Origin of the sequence: Bradyrhizobium sp. IC3123, from assembly GCF_020193625.1 — a bacterium.
Lineage (GTDB): Bacteria > Pseudomonadota > Alphaproteobacteria > Rhizobiales > Xanthobacteraceae > Bradyrhizobium > Bradyrhizobium yuanmingense.
In genome coordinates this window covers 115,257-133,253 of sequence record NZ_JADYVF010000006.1, presented here as the reverse complement: position 1 = coordinate 133,253, position 17,997 = coordinate 115,257, and the positions used below count along the sequence as shown (strand labels likewise).

At 65.0% G+C, this 17,997-nt stretch carries 17 protein-coding genes; 11 read left to right on the top strand and 6 right to left on the bottom strand.

The window, feature by feature from the left end; genetic code table 11:
• Positions 1-93: 93 nt before the first annotated feature.
• The 6 genes from I6F20_RS21240 to I6F20_RS21215 are packed head-to-tail and all read left to right on the top strand — an operon-like array spanning position 94 to position 7,154.
• Positions 94-1,671 carry an ABC transporter substrate-binding protein gene (locus tag I6F20_RS21240; protein WP_036029296.1) on the top strand — a complete coding sequence of 526 codons (1,578 nt, stop codon included), beginning with the start codon at positions 94-96 and terminating at the stop codon, positions 1,669-1,671.
• Positions 1,668-2,669, top strand: a complete 1,002-nt coding sequence (locus I6F20_RS21235) for an ABC transporter permease (protein ID WP_225127699.1) — start codon at positions 1,668-1,670, stop codon at positions 2,667-2,669. Before I6F20_RS21240 ends, I6F20_RS21235 begins: the two co-directional genes overlap by 4 nt.
• Complete coding sequence (locus I6F20_RS21230) at positions 2,669-3,502, top strand: ABC transporter permease (protein ID WP_225127698.1); 834 nt, start codon at positions 2,669-2,671, stop codon at positions 3,500-3,502. The genes I6F20_RS21235 and I6F20_RS21230 overlap by 1 nt, the downstream gene beginning before the upstream one ends.
• Positions 3,499-5,187, top strand: coding sequence for a dipeptide ABC transporter ATP-binding protein (locus I6F20_RS21225; RefSeq protein ID WP_225127697.1), 1,689 nt, complete (start codon positions 3,499-3,501; stop codon positions 5,185-5,187). The genes I6F20_RS21230 and I6F20_RS21225 overlap by 4 nt, the downstream gene beginning before the upstream one ends.
• Positions 5,184-6,479 (top strand): ArgE/DapE family deacylase, encoded by a 1,296-nt coding sequence (locus I6F20_RS21220; RefSeq protein ID WP_225127696.1) that lies wholly within the window; start codon positions 5,184-5,186, stop codon positions 6,477-6,479. Before I6F20_RS21225 ends, I6F20_RS21220 begins: the two co-directional genes overlap by 4 nt.
• Positions 6,480-6,518: 39 nt before the next feature.
• Positions 6,519-7,154 carry a pyridoxamine 5'-phosphate oxidase family protein gene (locus I6F20_RS21215; protein WP_109142917.1) on the top strand — a complete coding sequence of 212 codons (636 nt, stop codon included), beginning with the start codon at positions 6,519-6,521 and terminating at the stop codon, positions 7,152-7,154.
• A gap of 152 nt (positions 7,155-7,306) precedes the next feature.
• On the opposite strand, the gene I6F20_RS21210 is transcribed toward I6F20_RS21215, so the two are convergent.
• The gene (locus tag I6F20_RS21210; RefSeq protein WP_225127695.1) at positions 7,307-7,804 is read right to left on the bottom strand and encodes an EamA family transporter; all 498 of its coding nucleotides are present in this window, start codon (positions 7,802-7,804) and stop codon (positions 7,307-7,309) included.
• 249 nt (positions 7,805-8,053) lie between these two features.
• Here I6F20_RS21210 and I6F20_RS21205 point away from each other — a divergent pair, with 249 nt between their 5' ends.
• The gene (locus I6F20_RS21205; RefSeq protein ID WP_036029308.1) at positions 8,054-8,911 is read left to right on the top strand and encodes an SDR family oxidoreductase; all 858 of its coding nucleotides are present in this window, start codon (positions 8,054-8,056) and stop codon (positions 8,909-8,911) included.
• Positions 8,912-8,975: 64 nt separating this feature from the next.
• Here the strand turns inward: I6F20_RS21205 and I6F20_RS21200 are convergent, their stop codons facing one another.
• A complete protein-coding gene (locus tag I6F20_RS21200; RefSeq protein WP_225127693.1) occupies positions 8,976-9,491 on the bottom strand; it encodes a YciE/YciF ferroxidase family protein in 516 nt (171 codons plus the stop codon).
• 87 nt (positions 9,492-9,578) lie between these two features.
• Between I6F20_RS21200 and I6F20_RS21195 the strand changes: the two genes are divergently transcribed.
• The 4 genes from I6F20_RS21195 (at position 9,579) to msrA (ending at position 13,807) form a co-directional block, all read left to right on the top strand.
• Entirely contained in the window at positions 9,579-9,773 is a 195-nt protein-coding gene (locus I6F20_RS21195) for a hypothetical protein (protein ID WP_036029310.1), read from the top strand.
• Positions 9,774-10,257: 484 nt separating this feature from the next.
• Positions 10,258-12,579, top strand: coding sequence for a molybdopterin guanine dinucleotide-containing S/N-oxide reductase (locus I6F20_RS21190; protein WP_225127691.1), 2,322 nt, complete (start codon positions 10,258-10,260; stop codon positions 12,577-12,579).
• 20 nt (positions 12,580-12,599) lie between these two features.
• Positions 12,600-13,022, top strand: a complete 423-nt coding sequence (locus tag I6F20_RS21185; protein WP_036029314.1) for an OsmC family protein — start codon at positions 12,600-12,602, stop codon at positions 13,020-13,022.
• Positions 13,023-13,291: 269 nt separating this feature from the next.
• A complete protein-coding gene (gene msrA, locus I6F20_RS21180) occupies positions 13,292-13,807 on the top strand; it encodes a peptide-methionine (S)-S-oxide reductase MsrA (RefSeq protein WP_036008049.1) in 516 nt (171 codons plus the stop codon).
• A gap of 70 nt (positions 13,808-13,877) precedes the next feature.
• Here the strand turns inward: msrA and I6F20_RS21175 are convergent, their stop codons facing one another.
• From I6F20_RS21175 to I6F20_RS21160, 4 genes are all read right to left on the bottom strand, one after another.
• The gene (locus tag I6F20_RS21175; protein WP_225114627.1) at positions 13,878-15,038 is read right to left on the bottom strand and encodes an MFS transporter; all 1,161 of its coding nucleotides are present in this window, start codon (positions 15,036-15,038) and stop codon (positions 13,878-13,880) included.
• A gap of 117 nt (positions 15,039-15,155) precedes the next feature.
• Positions 15,156-16,388 (bottom strand): Zn-dependent hydrolase, encoded by a 1,233-nt coding sequence (locus tag I6F20_RS21170; RefSeq protein ID WP_225127690.1) that lies wholly within the window; start codon positions 16,386-16,388, stop codon positions 15,156-15,158.
• Positions 16,381-17,166 (bottom strand): ABC transporter ATP-binding protein, encoded by a 786-nt coding sequence (locus tag I6F20_RS21165; RefSeq protein ID WP_036041970.1) that lies wholly within the window; start codon positions 17,164-17,166, stop codon positions 16,381-16,383. The genes I6F20_RS21170 and I6F20_RS21165 overlap by 8 nt, the downstream gene beginning before the upstream one ends.
• Positions 17,163-17,936: an ABC transporter permease gene (locus I6F20_RS21160; RefSeq protein ID WP_225114630.1), complete on the bottom strand. Its 774-nt coding sequence runs from the start codon at positions 17,934-17,936 to the stop codon at positions 17,163-17,165. Before I6F20_RS21160 ends, I6F20_RS21165 begins: the two co-directional genes overlap by 4 nt.
• Positions 17,937-17,997: the final 61 nt, after the last annotated feature.

The following is a 17,997-nucleotide window of genomic DNA, read 5'->3' as shown; positions in this document are numbered from 1 at the left end:
TGGCAACAATGCTCGCGCCGGCCAGATTCGTCAAAGCCGAATACGGCGTCTGGCAACGTCCTTCTCACGCCGATATGCGACACGGAGAGCTCGATGAACAGACGCGAATTCACCCAGGCCATGCTGGCCGCCGGCGCCGCTATCCCCTTCGGCATCACGCGAGCGGCCGGCCAGACCCGCGGTGGAACACTCAACACCATCATCCAGCCCGAGCCGCCGCTGCTGGTCACCGCCTTCAACCAGCAGCAGCCGACGCTGACGCTCGGCGGCAAGATCTACGAGAGTCTTCTCAAATATGGCGCTGACCTCAAGCCGATGCCGGGCATGGCGCAGTCCTGGGAGATTTCGCCGGACGGGCTGACCTATACGTTCAAGCTGTTTCCCAACATCACCTTCCACGACGGCAAGCCGATGACGTCCGAGGACGTCGTGTTCAGCTGCATGAAGGTGTTGACCGAGACGCATCCGCGCGCGCGGCAGAATTTTGCGCGCGTCGCTTCGGCCGAGGCGCCTGATCCGCTCACCGTCGTGTTCAAGCTGAAGCAGCCCTTTGCGCCGTTCCTCGGCTGCTTTGACTGCACCTCGGCGCCGATCGTGCCAAAGCACATCTATGAAGGCACCGACTACCGCAAGAACCCGCTGAACGACAAGGCAATCGGCACCGGCCCATTCAAGCTGAAGGAATGGGTGCGCGGCTCGCATGTCCATCTGGTGCGCCATGAAGGATACTATCTGAAGGACCAGCCGTACCTGGATGAGATCATCTACCGCATCATCCCGGACTCGGCATCGCGCGCGCTGGCGCTGGAGAACGGCACGGTGCAACTCGCGCAATGGACCGACGTCGAGTTCTTCGACGTGCAGCGCTTCAAGGCGCAGAAGAACCTCGAAGTCACCACCAAGGGCTATGAGTATTTCGCGCCGCACCAGTGGCTCGAGATGAACAACCGTATCGCGCCGATGAACGACAAGCGCTTCCGGCAGGCGGTGATGCACCTGATCGACCGCGACGCGCTCGCCAAGCGGGTCTATTTCGGCAGCGCCAAGGTGGCGACCGGCCCGATCTCGTCCAAGACGAAGTTCTACGACGGCAAGGTCAAGCGCTACGACTATTCGATCGACAAGGCCAAGGCGCTGCTCGACGAGATGGGGCTGAAGCCCGACACCAACGGCAAGCGCGCTGAGATCAAATACATCGTGCCGCCTTACGGCGAATCCTATCAGCGCGCCGGCGAGTTCTTCCGCCAGAGCTTTGCCCGCGTCGGCATCGATCTCGTCCTCGTCGGCACCGACATGGCCGGCTGGGCCGAGAAGGTCGGCAACTGGGACTATGAGATGACCCAAAACCTGCTCTACCAGCTCGGCGACCCCGCGCTCGGCGTCTCCCGCACTTACGTGTCGTCGAACATCAAGAAAGGCATCCTGTTCTCGAACACCGAAGGCTATTCCAACCCTGAGGTCGACAGGCTGTTCGACGAGGCCGCCGTCACGCTCGACGAGGCCAAGCGACTGGAGCTTTATTCCAAGGTGCAGCAGATCCTGGTCGAGGACGTGCCGGTCGCCTGGACGCTGGAGCTCGAATATCCCATCATCTACGACAAGGCGTTCAAGAACATCGTGTCGACCGGCATCGGCTCGCACGAAACCTTCGGGTCGGTCTACAAATCGTGATCCGTCTCGGCAGCGCGGCGACGATCGGGCTGATGGTACTGAGCCGGATTGCCCAGCTCGTCGCCGTCATCCTCGTCATCGCCACTTTCAACTTCGTGCTGGTGCGGGCCGCCCCTGGCGATCCCGCCCAGGTCATGGCCGGCCAATCCGGCGCGTCCGATCCGAAGCTGCTGGAAGATCTGCGCAAGGAATATGGGCTCGACAAGCCCTACGCCGTGCAGCTCGCAAGCTATCTCGGCCGCGTCGTCAGGCTCGACCTCGGCTATTCCTACCGCCAGCGCCGCGCGGTGGTCGATCTCATCCTGGAAAGGCTGCCGGCGACGCTGCTGTTGACGGTGACGGCCTTCTGCCTCGCGCTGCTGATCGGCACGACCCTTGGCGCGCTCGCGGGGCTGGCGGCGGGCAGCGTGCTCGATACGGTCTTCACCGTGCTGTCGCTGGTGCTTTATGCGACGCCGGTGTTCTGGCTGGGGCTGATGCTGGTGCTGGTCTTCTCCGTGACACTCGGCTGGCTGCCGCCGTTCGGTTACGAGACCATCAACGTCAAGCTCTCGCCGCTGGAGCATGCGCTCGACATCGCCAAGCACATGATCATGCCGGTGACCTCGCTGGCGGCGATCTATCTCGCGATCTATGCCCGGCTGATGCGGTCCTCGATCATCGAGGTCGCCCAGCAGGACTTCATCAAGACCGCGCGCGCCAAGGGCCTGTCCGGGCCCAGCATTGTGGTCGGCCACATGCTGCGCAACGCGCTGGTGCCCGTCGTCACCGTGGCCGGCATGCAGGCCGGCGCGCTGGTCGGCGGCGCCGTGGTCATCGAGACGGTGTTCGCCTGGCCGGGCCTCGGCCGGCTGACCTTCGATGCGCTGCTCCAGCGTGATTATCCCGTGCTGCTCGGCATTTTTCTCATTCTGTCGATCGTGGTCATCGTGCTCAATCTGCTGACCGACCTGATCTACAGGCTGATCGATCCCCGCATGACGACAGGAGCTGCGTGATGGATGCGGTTCGCGCCTTCCTGCGTCATCCTAGCGGCATGGTCGGCCTCGTAGTGCTGCTTGTCGTGGTCGTCATCGCGCTCATCGCGCCCACCGTCTTTCCGGTCTCGCCCTGGGAAATGGTCAGCGCGCCGTTCACGCCGCCCGGCGAGGACGGCCTGCTGCTCGGCGGCGACACGCTCGGCCGCGACGTTGCGGCCGGCGTTGCCTATGGTGCCCGCGTGTCGCTCGTCATCGGCATCGCCTCGGCCATGGCGGCTATGGTGATCGGCGTCACGATCGGCGCAATTTCCGGCTATTTCGGCGGCAAGGTCGATCTCGTGCTGATGCGGGTGACCGAGCTGTTTCAGACCATCCCCGCTTTCGTGCTTGCGATCCTCTTGGTCGCGACCTTCAACCCGTCGCTGCTGACGATCATCCTGACCATCGGCGCCGTGAGCTGGCCGCCGCTGGCGCGCCTCACCCGCGCCGAGTTCCTGCGCCTGCGCAATCGTGAGTTCGTCGAAGCCGCGCTGTGCCAGGGCGAGGGCTCCTTGCAGATCGTGCTCGGCCATATCCTGCCCAATGCGATTTCGCCGATCCTGGTCGTGACCTCCCTGACGGTCGCCACCGCCATCCTGCTCGAAAGCGCGTTGTCCTTCATGGGCCTCGGCGACCCCAATCTGATGTCCTGGGGTTTCATGATCGGAGCCGGCCGCACCGTCATCCGTAATGCCTGGTGGATGAGCGTGTTTCCGGGGCTCGCGATCCTCATCACCGTGCTTGCCATCAACCTGTTCGGCGAAGGTCTCTCCGATGTGCTCAATCCGCGTGTATCGAGGCGTCGGTCATGAGCGAGGCCGTGCAAGCCAAGGCACCCGTTCTGTCCGTCGAGGGGCTCTCGATCGCGCTGCCCGAAGGCGGCGATCGCCCGTTCGCGGTCGAGAACGTCTCCTTCCAGGTCAAGCCCAACGAGGTCGTCTGTCTCGTCGGCGAGTCCGGCTCGGGCAAGTCGATGATCGCCCATGCGGTGCTGTCGCTGTTGCCGAAGAGCGTCAATATTGCCGCGGGCGCCGTGACTGTCGCAGGACAAGATCCGGCAAAGCTCGACCGGCAGGCGCTGCGCCGCCTGCGCGGCGGCGAAGCCGCGATGATCTTTCAGGAGCCGTTGTCCTCGCTGAATCCGCTCAAGCGGGTTGGCAGGCAGATCGAGGAGATGATCCTCACCCACCAGAAGCCGATGCCGTCGGCAATTGAGGTGCACGAACGCGTGCAGCAGCTCCTGACGCAGGTCGGGCTGCCAAATCCAAAGCTGCTTGAGAAGAGCTATCCGTTCGAGCTGTCCGGCGGCCAGCGCCAGCGCGTCATGATCGCGATGGCGATGGCCAACCGTCCGGCACTCCTGGTCGCTGACGAGCCGACCACAGCGCTCGACGTCACCACCCAGCGTCAGATCCTGCGCCTGATCGACGATCTCCGACGCGACCGCGGCATGGGCGTGCTGTTGATCACCCATGATTTTGGCGTCGTTGCCGATGTCGCCGACCGCGTCGTGGTGCTTCGTCACGGCAAGGTGGTGGAGCAGGGGACGGTCGAGGAAGTCCTGCGCAGTCCTAAGGCTGACTACACCCGCGAGTTGATCGATGCCGTTCCGAAGGCGCGGCTCGACGAGATCCGCCGCACCGCGGTCCATCCTACACCGCTGCTCGAAGTCATCGGTCTTGAGAAGACATTCCGGGTCAAGCGCGGCCTGTTGCAGCCGCCGCGCGAGGTCGTCGCGGCCAACGGCATCTCGCTGACCTTGTACGAGGGCGAGACGCTCGCCGTCGTCGGCGAATCCGGGTCCGGCAAGTCGACGCTCGGGCGCATGATCATGCGTCTGACCGAGCCGGATGGTGGTGCCATCCGCTTCAACGGCCAGGATCTGCGCCAGCTTCGCGGCGAGGCGCTCCGCCAAGCGCGAAAACAGCTCCAGATCGTGTTCCAGGATCCGTTTGCGAGCCTCGATCCGCGCCAGAAGGTCGGCGATGCCATTGCGCGCGGACCAATGGCCTTTGGCACGTCGCGCACGGAAGCGATGGAGCAGGCGAGGAAGCTGCTGGTGCGAGTTGGCCTCAACGCCGTCGCCGCCGATCGTTACCCCCACGAATTCTCTGGGGGCCAGCGCCAGCGCATCTGTATTGCGCGCGCACTGGCACTCAAGCCGCGCGTGCTCATCGCCGACGAAGCCGTGTCGGCGCTCGACGTTTCCGTCCAGGCTCAGGTGCTGGCGCTGCTTGCCGAGCTCCGTCAGGAGATGAAGCTCGCCATGATCTTCATCACCCACGACCTGCGGATCGCCGCCGAGATCGCCGACCGCGTCATCGTGCTCCAGAAGGGGCGCATCGTTGAAGAGGGCGCGACCGCGGACGTTTTCACGGCCCCTCAAGCCGCCTACACACGCGAGCTGCTCGATGCGATCCCGGGCCGCGATTTCTTCGACCAGCCGGGCTTTGCCAGCGTGACCGGCGCACTACCGACAGCGAGGATGAGTTCATGACCGACAGCCGTCCCCTTCCAGCCGGCGCGCGCGAGCGCATCGAGGCCGCTGTGGATGCCGCCTTCGACGAGCAGATCGACACCACGATCGCGTTCACGGCGATCCCGAGCACGCGCGCCGCGGAGGCGCCCTGTCAGGACATGTTCGCAAAGCTGTTGCGCGATCGCGGCTACGAGGTCGATGAGTGGGTCATCAACCAGGACGATCTGAAGGCGCTGCCGGGCTACGGGCCGGTCGAGACCGACTTCTCGCGTGCCCGCTCCGTTGTCGGCACCTTCCGGCCGGCCAGGGAAGAGGGCCGCTCACTGATCCTTCAGGGCCATTGCGACGTCGTGCCGGCAGGTCCGCTCGACATGTGGGAGCGGCCACCGTTTCAGCCGGTGGTCGAGAACGGTTGGCTCTATGGTCGCGGCGCCGGCGACATGAAGTCCGGTACAATCTCGGCGCTCTACGCGCTCGATGCGATCAAGGCCGCGGGCTACAGGCCCAAGGGCCGCATCCACCTGCAATCGGTGATCGAGGAGGAGAGCACCGGCCTCGGCGCGCTCTCCACACTTCAGCGCGGCTATCGTGCCGATGTCTGCATCCTGCCCGAACCGACCGACGAGAAGCTGATGCGTGCCCAGGTCGGCGTGATCTGGTTCCGCCTGAAAGTGCGCGGGATACCAGTCCATGTCGCACGCGCCGGCACCGGCTCAAATGCGATCAAGGCTGCAATCCACCTGATCCAGAAGCTCGAAGGTCTCGAGGCCGAATGGAACGAGCGCGCCAAGACGCACCCCTCGTTCAAATCGGTCGAGCATCCGCTCAACTTCAATCCTGGAATCATCAAGGGCGGTGACTGGGCCTCCAGCGTGCCCGCCTGGTGCGATGTCGATTGCCGCATTGGTGTGCTGCCCGGCTGGAAGATCGCCGACGCCCAGGCCGAGATCGTGGATTTCGTCGCCAAGGCGGCGCGCTCGCATCCATTCCTCGCCAACAATCCGCCGGAGATCGTCTGGTCCGGCTTCCTGTCGCCGGGCTACGAGGCGACGGAGATTCAGGAAAGCGAGGCGGTTCTCGCTCCGGTCTACGAGCATGTGTTCGGCCGCAAGCTGACCAGCTTCTCGTCAACCGCACTGACCGATGCGCGCTTCTATGGTCTCGATTTCGGCGTGCCTGCGTTTTGCTTCGGCGCCACGATGGAAGGCGCGCACGGCTTCAACGAGCGCGTCGATCTCGCCTCGGTCAAGCGCGTCACCAAGGCGCTTGCGCTGTTCACCGCGAGCTGGTGCGGCATCGAGGCCAATTAGCCGAAAGAAGGAAACTCACCGCAAAAGGGAAGTTCGCGAATGGACAGCCAGGGTGCAGGCGGCAAGCCGCCGGTCAAGACGCAAGAGGATCTGCGCGCGCATTTCGGGCAGCTCAGCCCGCTCGCCGAGAAGAAGGTTCTCAGCCATCTCGACAGGTTCTGTCGCGACTTCATCGCGCTTTCCCCGTTCCTCGTCCTTGCCACCAGCGACGGCAACGGTCATGCCGATGCAAGCCCGCGCGGCGACGCGCCGGGCTTCGTCGCCGTGCTCGACGACAAGACGCTGTTAATCCCGGACCGGCGCGGCAACAACCGCGTCGACACCTTCGGCAATATCATCGCTTCCCCCGGCATCGGTCTGATCTTCCTGGTGCCGGGGATCAACGAGACCCTGCGCGTCAATGGCCGCGCCGAGATTTCGCAAGATGCCGAGCTGTTGACGCCGCTCGCGGTGCAGAACGTGGTCCCAATCATCGGGCTGAAGATCCATGTCGAGGAGACCTATTTTCATTGTGGCAAGGCGCTGATGCGCTCGAAGCTCTGGAATCCGGCTGCTCAGGTCGAGCGCAACAGTTTCCCGACGCTCGGCCGGATCATCGCCGAGCAGACTGTCGCCATCGCGGTCGAAGAGGCCGAGAAGACGATGGAAGAAGGATACCGTACGAGGCTCTACTGAGAATGACCAATCTGATCTAGCGGTCCGCCCTGCAGAAAGTTTCGACGATACGCTACATGCTCGCAGCCTGCCGCCGTGAAATGTCTGCGAGGTAGGTAGCGAGCGGCAGCACTGAGCGCACAGACGCGACGAATCCGAACGGAACGGCATCGTCACGCTGCGAGGAAGAACCCGATGGCCGATGCCACGCTGTTGCCGCCGGCGCGCATGCCCGGAATGGCAACGAGCACTGCGCCGACGAGCAGAATGAGAACTGCAATGAGTTGCCGCTGGGACGGCACGCGCCGTGCGACAAGCAATCCTAGCAGAATGGTGAAGATCGGCAGCGAGCCGTTGGCGAACGCTCCCCCGTATGCCGCCGACGCCCCCTTCAACCCGAAGTACATCAAAATGCTGTATAGCGCGCCGGGACCACAAATTGACATCGACAGGATTGCGTGCAGCGGCAGGTGGCGCGGCCACCAGGCCTTGGCGAACGGAAGAACCAGGGCGCCGGTGACCAGGAACCGAAGTGCGGTCAAATCGAAGGGTGTCAGGCCGGATTGCATGCCGGCCCTCGAGAAGACCAGAAAGCCGGACCAGATGCAGAACACGCCAGCTGCGCTCAGGAGACCGAAAATCCGCTCGTTCGATTTGGCTACAGGTGTCAAGCCCGTGTCCGATTGCTTGAGATATCTTAGCGCACTTTAAAACACCTGCGAGTTTCAAGATGCTCTCCGCAACATGGCCCTCCAAGGTGCCGCCATGGTGAGCGATCCTTGGGAGTTTTTCTAGCCGAGAGTTCCGCAAGCCGCTGTAATCGGATCTCTGGGGTGCAGCCACGCTGTGCGATGACGGAATCAACGCCAGGAACACTTCCGGCGGCGCTCCGTTAGCGCAGCAAACGCCGGGAGTTGTCCATGACCAATTATCCAAAGCCGCCTTATCCTGCGCAGCAGCAGCCGATGCCGGGCTCGACGCGGGCCATGCAGCCGCGCCCGGATCATGGCGAGGAGAGTTACAAGGGCTCCGGCCGTCTTGCCGGAAAGAAGGCCATCATCACGGGCGGCGACAGCGGCATCGGCCGCGCGGTGGCGATCGCCTATGCGCGTGAAGGCGCGGATATCGTCATCTCCTATTTGAACGAGGACGAGGATGCGGCCGAGGTCAAGGCGCTGGTCGAGCGGGAGGGACGCAAGGCCGTCCTGATCCCGGGCGATATCAGCAATCCCGAACATTGCAGCGCCATCGTGCGCCGCACCGTCGAGGAGCTCGGCGGCATCGACATCCTCGTCAACAACGCTGCCCATCAGGCGACGTTCAAGGACATCGCGGATATCAGCGACGACGAATGGCGGCGGACATTCGAGATCAACATCCACGCCATGTTCTATCTGGCCAAAGCCGCCGTCCCCCACATGCGGCCGGGCTCCGCGATCATCAACACGGCCTCGGTGAACTCCGACATGCCGAATCCGAGCCTGCTGGCCTACGCCACGACCAAGGGTGCGATCCAGAATTTCACTGGCGGGCTTGCGCAGATGCTGGCCGAGAAGGGCATTCGGGTCAATGCGGTGGCCCCGGGGCCGATCTGGACGCCGCTGATTCCCTCGACCATGTCGGAGGAAAGGGTCAAGAACTTCGGCAAGCAGGTGCCCATGCAGCGCGCCGGCCAGCCGGCCGAGCTCGCGACGGCCTATGTCATGCTGGCCGATCCGCTTTCGAGCTACACGTCGGGGGCGACGTTGCCCGTCACCGGCGGCAAGCCTTTCATCTGATCCGGGCGAGCACCGTGGCGGCACCGCACTACCGGCGCCCCCACTCTCAATCGGTAGCTTTCAATCACGCAGCGCTGGACGCCTTGGCGTTGACGCCTTTACGCAGGGCCACCGTGTTCAGCTTGGTGTTGGCGGCCTTCTCTTCGTTCAGATTGGTGGTGAGGAAGCGCACGATGTCGTCGTGGCCGAGCTCTTCCGCCCAGGCGATCAGCGTGCCGTACCGGCACATTTCATAATGCTCCACCGCCTGTGCGTTGGCGACGATCGCGGCGTCCAGCACGGCCTTGTCCTCGATCTCGCCGGCGGTCTCGTCGGCTTCCTTGATCAGGCCGTCGATGGCCGGGCAATGCGTGCCGCTCGGCTCCTTGCCGAGCTTGGCAAAGACCTTGTCGAGGCGCTCGACCTGCTTGGTGGTCTCTTCCAGATGCGCCTTCAGCCCGGCGACGAGATCCCTGTTGGTGGCCTTGTCGATCATTTTCGGCAGCGCCTTCAGGATCTGCTGTTCCGCGTAATAGATGTCCTGGAGCCCGTGCAGCAGCAGGTCTTCCATCGATTGGATGTCCTTGGTGAAGAATCCCATAAAAGACGTCTCCTTTTCACAATGATGGCAGTGGAACGCGGAGCGGCCGCCGCTGTTCCATTCCCGTGTGCAGATCGGGAGAGCCGAATGAGCGATGGAGTGGATCATTTTGTTGGCCTGCTCGGACGTGCGGCGATGGACGTATGGGGCGACATGCCTCGCGACATCCAGGAGGCACTGTTCGAGACCGCGATGAAGGGCCGCGACACCGAGCGTGAGGAGCTGGCGCGATTGCTGCACGAGCGGCATCCGCGCACGCTGCATCCGGCCCGGCCGGGCTGACGCCGGCGGGCTGGGAACGAACATGCGATCTCCTGATTGGTGAATCGGGTGGCGCCACACGGGCTCCAACGAGGACCGCGCGGGGCGCATCGCCCGAGCCTGTCAACCTGTGAGTCGACCGACGTGACTGAAAATATCGGCAAATGGTACGACCCGATTTCGGAGCGGTGGATCGTGCCTCGCCAACCCCACACCATCGCCGCGTTCGATCGGTCGAGCGCGGAGAACGTGCCGGAGGCGAACAAGAGAGAAGAGACGCAGCGGATCTGGAATCTGCTGGTCGATTGCTGCGCACGTGGATGATGCAGCGTCGGCGCCAAAACGAGCGACATGACGCGCTCGACGACGCTCGGGAGTGTCAACGGCCTTGAGGCTGGCTTTGCGCGGGGCAGGTCAGCGTTCCCGTCAACCCTGATCTCGACGACGTCCGGAGCGGATCGGTATATTACCACCCATGCCGACGCCGCCGGAATAAGGATCAGAGATGGACGATACGATTGGCTTCCCCGACCCCGGTCTTGACCTGTCGGACGGCTTCAAGCCGCACACCTCGCATTGGGGCGTGTTCTCCGCGCGCCAGGGCGCGGCCGGGCTGGAGGTCAGGGCCTATGCGGGCGATCCCGATCCGAACGGCATCATCGACAATTTTCCCGGCGCGCTCCGCCACCAGGCGCGCATCGCCCAGCCGGCAATCCGCCGCGGCTGGCTCGAGCGCGGGCCGGGCCCCGACGATCGCCGCGGCCGCGACGAGTTCGTCTCCGTCAGCTGGGAGAAGGCGCTGGATCTTCTCGGCGACGAGCTTGGCCGCATTCGCGACACCCGCGGACCCGGCGCCGTGTTCGGCGGCTCCTATGGCTGGTCGAGCGCCGGGCGCTTCCATCACGCCCAGAGCCAGGTGCATCGCTTCCTCAATATCGCGTTGGGCGGCTATGTGCGCTCGGTCAACACCTATTCGTCCGGTGCGTCCTCGATGCTGCTGCCGCAGATCCTGGCCGGCTACGAGGACATCACCAAGCGCAACGTCACCTGGCAGCAGATCGCGGCCGAGACCGACATCGTGCTGGCGTTCGGCGGCATGGCGCTGAAGAACTCCATGGTGGCCGGCGGCTCGATCAGCAAGCATGTCGAGCGCGGCGCCATGGCGGCGGCGCGGGCGCGCGGCTGCGAGTTCATCCTGGTCAGCCCGCTGCGCGACGATCTGCCGGTGGAGGCCGGCGCCGAATGGATGAGTTGCGTGCCCGGCACCGACACTGCCTTGATGCTCGGCATCGTCCATACGCTGGTCAGTGAGAACCTGCACGATCAGGCCTTCCTCGACCGCTACACCGAGGGCTGGGCAATCTTCCTGCGCTATCTCAACGGTGAGAGCGACGGGCAAGCCAAGCACGCCGAATGGGCCGCCGCGATCTCAGGCGTCAGTGCGGATGCGATCCGCAAGCTGGCGCGGCGTCTCGCCGGAAAGCGCGCGCTCGTCACCGTCTCCCATTCGCTGCAGCGCGCCGAGCATGGCGAGCAGCCGGTGTGGATGGGCATGGTGCTGGCGGCGGCCCTCGGCCAGATCGGCCTTCCCGGCGGCGGCTATGCCTATTCGCTGGGTGCGATCGGCTATTACGGCCGCCGCGTCAACGACGTGCCGGGACCGACGCTGGGGCAGGGCCGCAACGGCGTTGCCGATTTCATTCCGGTGGCGCGCATCGCCGACATGCTGCTCAATCCGGGCACCACGTATCGCTACAACGGCGAGACGCGCACCTATCCGGATATTCGTCTGGTCTACTGGGCGGGCGGCAATCCGTTCCATCACCATCAGGACATCAACCGCCTGCGCAAGGCCTTCGCGAAGGTGGACACGCTGGTCGTGCACGAGCTCGCCTGGACCGCCACCGCCCGCCACGCCGATATCGTGCTGCCCGCGACGATGACGCTGGAGCGCGAGGACATCGGCTATTCCACCAACGATCCCCTGATGGTCGCGATGCACCGGATCGCCGAGCCGTTCGGGCTCGCGCGTGACGATTACGATATCTTCGCCGATCTCGCCGAGCGTCTTGGGGCGCGCGAGCCGTTCACCGAAGGGCGCACGTCGCGGCAATGGCTGGAGCATCTCTACGAGCCGACCCGCGCATCGCTTGCCAAACGCGGCCTCGAAGCGCCGAGCTTCGAAGAATTCTGGGCGCGCGGCAGCCTGGTCGTGCCGCAGCAGCCCGATGACGGCGGCCGGCTACGCCGCTTTCGCGAGGATCCCATCAATCACGCTTTGCCGACGCCGAGCGGACGCATTGAGATCTACTCGGCCAAGATCGCGGGGCACGGTGATGCGGATTGTCCCGGACATCCGGTCTGGCTCGACAAGACCGATGTTCCCAAGCCGGGGGCACCGTGCTTCCTCGTCGCCAACCAGCCCGTGACGCGCCTGCACAGCCAGCTCGATTTCGGCGGACATTCGCTGGGCTCGAAGCATCGCGGCCGTGAGGTCGCGCGCATGAACCCGGTCGATGCACAGGCGCGCGGCATCAAGGACGGCGACATCATCCGCCTGTTCAACGAACGCGGTGCCTGTCTCGCCGCGGTCCGCGTCACCGACGGCATCGTATCAGGCGTGGTTCAGCTGCCGACCGGCGCGTGGTACGATCCGATGGATCCGGAAGACGAGGCGCCGCTCTGCGTTCACGGCAATCCGAACGTGCTGACCCGCGACGTCGGCACCTCGTCCCTGGCGCAGGGCTGCACCGGCCAGTTGACGACCGTCGAGGTGGAGAAGTTCACCGGCAATCTACCGCCGATCCGCGCGTTCGATCCGGTTTAGGCAAACAAGGAGACCTTTAGATGATCCGCAAGGCAACAGCAGTCTGGAAGGGCACTGGTCGCGATGGCACGGGCCATCTGTCGAGCGAATCCGGCGTGCTTGCCGGGACGCCCTATTCATTCAAGACCCGCTTCGAGAACGAGAAGGGCACCAATCCCGAAGAGTTGATCGCCGCGGCCCATGCCGGCTGTTTCACCATGGCGCTAGCCTTCGGCCTGCAGATGGCGGGTTTCACGCCGGACGAGCTGTCGACCGAAGCCGCCGTTACGCTCGAGCCCGAAGGCAAGGGTTTCAAGATCAGCAAATCCGCCCTGACCCTGCGGGCGAAGGTGCCTGGTCTCGACGATGCCGGCTTCGCCCGGCTCGCCGGCGAGGCCGAGAAGAACTGCCCGGTGTCCAAGGTGCTCAACGCCGCCATCACGCTCGACGCCAAGCTGGTCTAGGGCGATGGACTGAGGCTAATCGCTGCAAAGGCGGAGGTGCGCTCCCTCTCCCGCTTGCGGGAGAGGGTTGGGGAGATGGTGTTTCCGCAATGGGATAGTCTCCTGGAGGAGAAAGCCCTCACCCCGCCTACGGCGCGACCTCTCCCGTAAGCGGGAGAGGCTGCACCGAGCCCTAGCGACCGGGTGGGCGTCAACGCGCGGCTTTCGGCCGGGCGGCCGAAAGCCTATATGATGGACAAGCTTTTGAGCGATCATTGGGAGCACATCACATGACGACGGAACGCGCAGTTTTGGCCGGCGGCTGCTTCTGGGGCATGCAGGATCTGATCCGCAAGCAGCCGGGCGTGATCTCCACCCGCGTCGGTTACACCGGTGGGCACGTCAAGAACGCCACCTACCGCAATCACGAAGGCCATGCCGAAGCGATCGAGATCGTGTTCGATCCGGCCAGGACCAGCTTCCGGACCATGCTGGAGTTCTTCTTCCAGATCCATGATCCGACCACGCTCAACCGTCAGGGCAACGATATCGGCACGAGCTATCGGTCGGCGATCTTCTACACCAGCGAGGAGCAGAAGCGGATTGCCGAAGACACCATCGCCGACGTCGAGGCGTCCGGCCTGTGGCCCGGCAAGGTGGTGACCGAGGTCGCGCCCGCGCGCGAGTTCTGGGAGGCCGAGCCCGAGCATCAGGATTATCTCGAACGTTATCCTGACGGCTACACCTGCCACTTCATCCGGCCGGGCTGGAAGCTGCCGCGGCGCGCTGCGGCAGTCGGAGGCTAGAGCCTGAAGAAGGTGGCTCGCCGGCTGTGGCGGTCCACCTCCTCATCGGTCAAAGCCGACGCGAGTCCGGTCACGCATCGACATGCAAGGTCCGGCGCTGCTCCGCGGTGACGGTCCGGGCGGTCAACGTGACGAGACCCATCAAGGCAGCGAGCAGCCAGAATGCCAGCGGCAGTCCGCCGAGCTGTGCGACGAAGCCGACGCCGGCAGGGCCCAGCAGGACGCCTGCATAGCCGGCCGTCGTGATCGCCGCGACCGCAAGTCCCGTGGGCATCACCTTTTGTTGCGCCGCCCGGCGGAATAGCACGGGCACGAGGTTCGAGGCGCCGAGCCCGATCAGCAGGAATCCGGCGATGGCGACCGCCGCCACGGGCGCGGTGAGCAGCACCACGAAGCCGGCGATCGCGATGAGGCTGCCCCACAGCAATGTCGTGCGGTCTCCGATGCGCGCAACGATGGCGTCGCCGCTAAGCCGGCCGATCGTCATCGCGATCGAGAACACGATGTAGCCGATGCCGCCTTGGGCCTCGCTGACGAGCCCGGCGCCGATCACGAGCAGCGCGCCCCAATCGAGCATCGCGCCTTCGACCAGGAAGGTGATGGCGCCGAGCAGCGCCAGCAGCAGCACCGATCCATGCGGCAGCACGAACAATGGGCCTTCCTGCACCTGCACCGATCGAAGCAGGCGCGGCCAGGTCACGAGCATCGCGATCAGCATCAGCACGGAGCAGATCAACGTCGAGGCGAGCGCGCCGAGCTGCAGAGAGAGCAGCGCCGTCATCAGCGCGGAACCGGCGAAGCCGCCGATGCTGAACAGGGCGTGGAAGCCGGACATCAGCGGGCGTCGCGCGGCGCGCTCCACTTCCACGGCGTGGATATTCATGGCGACGTCAATCGAGCCGAGCGCGGCACCGAAGACGAACAGCGCCAGCGCGAGCGTCGCGGGCGACGCCGCGATGGCCAGCAATGGCAGCACCAACGTGAGACCAAGTCCGCCCGCGATGATAATCGGTTTGCTGCCGTAGCGCGCGCTGAGCACGCCGGTCAGCAGCATCGCGATCACTGAGCCGATGCCGAGGCTGAGCAGCAGCAGCCCGAGAACGCCGTCATCGACCGCGAGCCGCGCCTTCGCGAACGGCACCAGCGGCGCCCAGCACGCGATGCCGAAGCCCGCAACGAGGAAGGCAAGCCGGGTGGCGAGGCGGGTCGCCGGCCGGTCGGCAGAAGACATGGGAACTCCGGGAAAGCAGGGGAGGAGACGGTCGACAGGCCCGAGGATTGCCGCGGCTTTATGGCAGAGCCCTGCTCGAATGGTCGTGGCAGGCGCTCAACGGCTGCATGCCTCGACCTAGCCCCCGAGGATCCGCCGGCACGCCTCGACGAACACCTCTGCGCCCGTCACGATATCGGCATCCGCCGTGTTCTCGGTCCAGTGATGGCTGATGCCGCCGATCGACGGCACGAACAGCATGCCGGCGGGCATCACGGTCGCCAGCATCTGCGCATCGTGGCCGGCGCCGCTGGGCATGCGGATGGAGCGGCCGCCGGCGACGGCCTTGCTTGCGGCCTCGATCGCGTCCTGAAAGCCCGCATTCATCATCGCAGGTGCGCCGGTGCGCAGCTTCGTCACGCTGACGGTGCAGGGGCCGTTGGCACTGGCCTCGTCCGCCATGGTCCGGAGCAATTGCTCCAGCCGGGCGATGACGGTCGGGTCGTCGTCGCGGATCTGGAACAGCATCTCGGCGCCACCGGGGATGATGCTGGGCGCGCCCGGATCGAGCGTGATGCGGCCGGTGGTCCAGACCGTGCGCGGGCCGGCGGCGGCGGGGAAACGCTCGTCGATCGCGACGCAGAACTTGGCCAGCGCCAGGCCCGCATCCTTGCGCACCGCCATGCGCGTGGTGCCCGCATGGTTCTGCTCGCCTACGAAGTTGATCTGGTACTGCCAGATACCGACGATGGAGGTCACGACGCCGATCGCCAGGCGCTCGCTTTCGAGCGTGTCGCCCTGCTCGATATGCGCCTCGAGATAACCGACGTGCCGTCCCGGCTCGGTGGTGATGCGCGGGCGCCCCGCGAGCCCCATGTCGGCAAGGGCATCGCGCATGCTGCGGCCGCTGGTGCGGTCGCGCGCGGCGTCGATGTCGGCCTCGGTCACCTGTCCGACATAGGAGCGCGAGCCGAGGAAATGACCGAAATGTCCCTCCTCGTCGCACCAGGCGGCGACCTCGACCGCGCCGTTCACCGAAGTGTCGGCATTGAGCACGCGCGCCGCCTCCAGCGCATAGACGACGCCGAGCGGGCCGTCGAGCCAGCCGGCATAGTTCTGGCTTTCCAGGTGCGAGCCCGCCAGCAGCTTCGGCCCGGGCTTCGAGCTCGTCCCGAACACATTGCCAATGCCGTCGACCGTCGCGGAGAGCTCGGCCTCGGGCAGCTTCTGGACGAGCCACTCCAGCGACAGCTTGTGCGGCTCGGAGAAGGTCGGTTTGTGCACGCCGGTCTTGTAGGCGCCAAAGGCGCGCAGTGCATGGAGGTCGGCGAGAACGCGATGTCCGTCGGCGCGGGGCTGGGTGTCAGGCATGTTCGGCAACCTTGAGCGCCTCGGTTCGGATCTCCTCGACCAGCCGTTCCTTCAGCTGGACGAATTCCGGCGTGGTCTTGATCTTGTAGGAGCGGGGATGCGGCAGGTCTACATGAATGTCCGCCTTGATGCGGCCGGGGCGCGCGCTCATCACGATGACGCGGCTACCGAGGAAGATGGCTTCCTCGATATCGTGAGTCACGAACAGCACGGTCTTCTGGTCGCGCTCCCAGATCCCGAGCAGCATTTCCTGCATCAGGGCGCGGGTCTGGTTGTCGAGCGCGCCGAACGGCTCGTCGAGCAACAGGATCTTCGGGTCGTTGGCGAGCGCGCGTGCGATCGCGGTGCGCTGCTGCATGCCGCCGGAGAGTTGCTTGGGCCAATGGTTTTCGAAGCCGGACAGCCCGACCTGGCGGATGAAGGCATCGGCGATCTTGTGTCGCTCCGCCTCGGACACGCCGCGCTCGCGCAGGCCGAAGGCGATGTTCTCGCGCACCGTCAGCCAGGGAAACAGCGTGTAGGACTGGAACACCATGCCGCGATCGGCGCCCGGGCCGGTCACTTCGCGTCCGTCGAGCGTGACGCGGCCGCCGGTCGGACGGTCGAGGCCGGCGACGATGCGCAGCAGCGTGGACTTGCCGCAGCCGGAGGGACCGAGGATGGTGACGAAGTCGTTGTTGCCGATGGTGAGATCGGTCGGCTCCAGCGCCCTGGTCGGCGCGTTGCCGTGGCGCGCGGGGAAGGTGCGCGAGACCTGCTCGATCCTAAGAATGGTCATGCCAGCTTCCAGGGAAACAGCCAGGCGTTGAACGCCTTGAACAGGAAGTCCGAGATCAGGCCGATCAATCCGATCACGATGATGCCGAAGATGATCTGGCCGGTGTTGAGCAGCGCCTGGCTGTCGGTGATCATATGACCGATGCCCGAGGACGAGCCGATCAGCTCGGCGACGATGACGTAGGTCCAGGCCCAGCCCAGCACCAGCCGCAGGATCTCCGCGATCTCCGGCGCGGAGGAAGGCAGCAGCACGCGGCGGATGATCCCGCGGTCGCTGGCGCCAAGCGTATAGGCGGCCTCGACCAGATCGCGCCGGGTGGCGCCGACCGTCACCGCGACCATCAGGATCACCTGGAACACCGAGCCGATGAAGATGACGAGCAGCTTTTGCAGCTCGCCGATGCCGGCCCACAGGATCAGCAGCGGAATGAAGGCCGAGGCGGGCAAATAGCGTGCAAATGAGACGAAGGGTTCGAGGAAGGCTTCGACCGGCTTGTAGGCGCCCATCAGCACGCCGAGCGGCACCGCAATGACCGCCGCGAGCGCAAAGCCGCCGACGACGCGCCAGATTGTCATGCCGATGTCGAACAGGAAACCGTGCTTGGTGAGCAGCTCGACGCCTTCCTGCACCATGGTGAGCGGATTGGCGAGGAAGGTCTTCGACACATGGCCGCCGAACGTCGCCCACGACCAGAGGGCGACGAACAGCACGAAGAACGCCAGGCCATATGCCGCACGTTGCTTCGATGTCACGGGATCCAGGGGACGCATCAAACTGTATCCGAATGGTGCGCCGGCTCCGCTTGAGGCGGAACCGGCAGCTTGGAGAACG